Here is a 3,553-nt window from a genome sequence, read left to right as displayed (position 1 = left end):
CCCCCACCCCCGACCCCTCCCCTCAAGGGGGAGGGGAGCCGGATGCCTCCCGTTTTCGTCAAAACACGACAGAGACTAGCTCCGTGAACAGAGGTTCCCGCTTTCGCGGGAATGACCTCGTGGAAATTCTGAGTTTGGTCTGCCGTTGCGAGGTCCGGTCATGAGCGGCAAGCTTTACGTCGTCGGCCTCGGTCCCGGCAGCCCGGACCAGGTGACGCCCGAAGCGCTCGCCGCCGTCGCCGCGTCCGGCGAGCTCTACGGCTACGGCCCCTATCTCGATCGCCTGACCCTGCGCCCCGACCAGCGCCGCATCGCCTCCGACAACCGGCAGGAGCTTTCGCGCGCTGATGCGGCCCTCGCCAGCGCGGCGGCGGGCAATACGGTCTGCCTCGTTTCCGGCGGCGACCCCGGCGTCTTCGCCATGGCCGCGGCCGTGTGCGAGGCGGTCGAGGCGGGGCCCTCCGAGTGGCGCGCGCTCGATATCGTCATCGTCCCAGGCGTCACCGCCATGCTGGCCGTCGCCGCCCGCGTCGGCGCGCCGCTCGGCCACGATTTCTGCGTGATGTCGCTCTCCGACAACCTCAAGCCTTGGCCGGTCATCACCGCGCGCCTCAAGGCCGCCGCCGCCGCCGGCTTCGCCATCGCCCTCTACAACCCCGTCAGCCGCCACCGCCCCTGGCAGCTGGGCGAAGCGCTCGAGATCCTGCGCGCCATCCTCACCGCCGAAACCCCCGTCGTCTTCGGCCGCGCCGCCGGCCGCCCGGACGAGAAGATCGTCGTCACCACCCTTGCCCAGGCCGACCCAGACCTCGCCGACATGGCCACCTGCATCATCGTCGGCTCCCCCGAAACCCGCCACGTCGCGCGCGAGGGTCTACCCGACCTCGTCTACACGCCGCGGTTCGCGAAGGGGTAGGGGATGGCCGATTGTCGATGGATGAGCACGGAACGATCCCCCACCACGGTGTCACCCCGGCGAAGGCCGGGGCCCATCCTGAGATACATCACCGTGCCGCTAGGTGGTTCGGCTGGCTTCGTTCAGCGAACTGTTCACATACCTTGCGGCTGGCGGGGCATCTCAGGATGGGCCCCGGCCTTCGCCGGGGTGACATCGTGGATGTCACGCGTACAGTTCACTTGTACCGATCGGCGGGCCCACCCATGAAATGGCTCTCCATCGTCGGCATCGGCGAAGACGGCATCGCGGGTCTCGGCGAGCATGCCCGCGCCATCGTCGCCGATGCCGAAATCATCTTCGGCGGCGAGCGGCACTTGGCGCTTGCCGCATCCCTCATTACCGGTGAGACGCACTCCTGGCTCTCGCCGCTCTCCGATTCCCTTGCCGTCCTCACCGCTCAGCGCGGCCGGCGGGTAACCGTCCTCGCCTCCGGCGATCCGTTCCTCTACGGCATCGGCGCGACGCTCTCGCGTCTGGTTCCCGCCGAAGAGATGCACGTCGTGCCCGCCCCTTCCGCCTTCAGCCTTGCCGCCTCTCGTCTCGGCTGGCCGCTACAGGAGGTGACGGCGCTTTCCGTCCATGGGCGCCCGCTCGAGCTCGTCCTGCCGCACCTGCAGCCTGGCCGGCGTCTCCTCGCGCTGACATCCGATGAGGACGGGCCTGCTGCCCTCGCGCAGCTCCTCACGGCCAACGGTTTCGGTCCCTCACGCCTTGCCGTGCTGGAGGCGCTGGGCGGGCCCGATGAGCGCGTCACCTGGCACAAGGCCGAGAGCTTTTCCCTCGCTTCGGTCAATCCGCTCAACCTCTGCGCCATCGAGGTCGCCGCCGGCCCCGGCGCACGCATTCTCGCCCGCGCTCCGGGGCTTCCGGACGACCTCTTCGAGCATGACGGGCAGATCACCAAGCGGGAAATCCGTGCCGTCACGCTCTCCTCCCTCGCGCCGCGCCGCGGACAGCTCCTCTGGGATATCGGGGCAGGCTCCGGGTCCGTCGCCATCGAATGGATGCTCGCCGACCCCTCCATGCGCGCCGTCGCCGTCGAGGCGGACAATGAGCGGGCGATGCGCATCCGCCGCAACGCTCTCGCCTTCGGCGTGCCGGACCTGCAGGTGGTCACCGGCGGCGCGCCCGAAGCCCTCGCCGACCTGCCGCGGCCCGATGCCGTCTTCATTGGCGGCGGCGGTAGCGATCCGGGTGTTCTCGACGCCGCACTCGCAGCGCTGAAGCCCGGCGGCACGCTCGTCGCCAATGCCGTCACCCTCGCCTTCGAGGCCATGCTGATCGAGCGCCATGCCGCCGTCGGCGGCACGCTCACCCGCCTCTCGGTCGCGCGCGCCGCGCCGCTCGGCGGCATGGTCGGCTGGCGCCCGGCCATGCCCGTCACGCAGTGGGTGTGGGAGAAGGGGGGCGGCGCATGACCGTGCAAGGCGTTCATGTCCCGTCTTCCCCCGCCTGTCATCCCGGCGAAAGCCGGGACCCAGTAAACGACGCCGCTGCGGTGCTCGCCGAACGTTGCCGGTTCGCTTGGCGCGTGAGTCCATTGGCTGGTGTGTACTGGGTCCCGGCTTTCGCCGGGATGACAGCGAGGATGTGGCGCAATGGTGCCCTACGTACGATGCGACACCTCCCCCCTTGCGGGGGAGGCCGGAAGGGTGGTGCCGCCCGCGTCGGTCAGGAGGCAGTCGCGTGACCGTCCATTTCATCGGCGCCGGCCCAGGCGCCGCCGATCTCATCACCGTGCGCGGGCGCGATCTTCTCGCCCGCTGCCCGGTCTGCCTCTATGCCGGGTCGATCGTCCCGCGCGAGATGCTGGCCTGGTGTCCGCCGGGCGCCCGCCTCGTCGATACGGCGCCGCTTTCGCTCGACGAGATCGAAGCCGAGTACGTCGCCGCCCATGCCGCCGGGCAGGACGTGGCGCGCCTGCACTCGGGCGATCTTTCCGTCTGGAGCGCCGTCGCCGAGCAGGTCCGCAGGCTCGAGGCCCGCGGCATCCCCTATACGCTCACCCCCGGCGTTCCCGCCTTTGCCGCCGCCGCGGCGGCGCTCGGGCGCGAGCTCACCATCCCCGGCGTGGCGCAAAGCCTGGTACTGACCCGCGTTTCCGGGCGCGCATCGCCCATGCCCGAGGGCGAAACGCTGGCCAATTTCGCCCGCTCCGGCACGACGCTCGCCATCCATCTCGCCATCCACGCACTCGATCGCGTGGCGGCCGAGCTTGCTCCCCACTATGGTTCCGACTGCCCCGTCGCGGTCGTTGCCCGCGCCAGCTGGCCGGACGAGAAGATCGTCACCGGCACCCTCGCCAACATCGCCGGCAAACTCGCCGCCGACCCCATCGAGCGCACCGCCGTCATCCTCGTCGGCCGCACCTTGTCGGCCGAGACCTTCCGCGAGAGCGCCCTCTACGATCCGCACTACCAGCGCCGCTTCCGCGGCCGCGAATAAATATGCTGCCCCATGAGCCGGATTATCCCCGCGGGGTCGGCGCGGTCGTATGCTGCGTCATAGCTGAATGGAATCAGCGGCCCCTTCGCCTCCCTCCCCCTTGAGGGGAGGGATCGAGGGTGGGGGTCGTTGTGTGGTCCACCGATGGAC

General features: G+C 70.1%; 3 protein-coding genes. All 3 read left to right on the top strand.

The features are described 5' to 3' along the window. Positions 1 to 160 precede the first annotated feature (160 nt). The 3 genes from VE25_RS07815 (at position 161) to cobM (ending at position 3,403) form a co-directional block, all read left to right on the top strand. Positions 161 to 916 (top strand): precorrin-3B C(17)-methyltransferase, encoded by a 756-nt coding sequence (locus tag VE25_RS07815; protein WP_046108055.1) that lies wholly within the window; start codon positions 161 to 163, stop codon positions 914 to 916. A 245-nt stretch (positions 917 to 1,161) separates the two neighbouring features. After that, a complete protein-coding gene (locus VE25_RS07810) occupies positions 1,162 to 2,376 on the top strand; it encodes a bifunctional cobalt-precorrin-7 (C(5))-methyltransferase/cobalt-precorrin-6B (C(15))-methyltransferase (RefSeq protein ID WP_046108054.1) in 1,215 nt (404 codons plus the stop codon). 268 nt (positions 2,377 to 2,644) lie between these two features. After that, positions 2,645 to 3,403 carry a precorrin-4 C(11)-methyltransferase gene (gene cobM, locus VE25_RS07805; protein ID WP_046108053.1) on the top strand — a complete coding sequence of 253 codons (759 nt, stop codon included), beginning with the start codon at positions 2,645 to 2,647 and terminating at the stop codon, positions 3,401 to 3,403. The last annotated feature ends 150 nt before the right edge of the window (positions 3,404 to 3,553 follow it).

The organism is Devosia geojensis (assembly GCF_000969415.1).
In the GTDB taxonomy this organism is placed as follows: Bacteria; Pseudomonadota; Alphaproteobacteria; order Rhizobiales; family Devosiaceae; genus Devosia; species Devosia geojensis.
Note: the sequence above shows the minus strand (reverse complement) of the source record. Positions and strands in the feature narration are given on the sequence as shown.

Coding starts and splice junctions, on each gene's coding strand:
- VE25_RS07810 (WP_046108054.1), top strand. CDS start 1,162: ATGAAATGGCTCTCCATCGTCGGCATCGGCGAAGACGGCATCGCGGGT.
- VE25_RS07815 (WP_046108055.1), top strand. CDS start 161: ATGAGCGGCAAGCTTTACGTCGTCGGCCTCGGTCCCGGCAGCCCGGAC.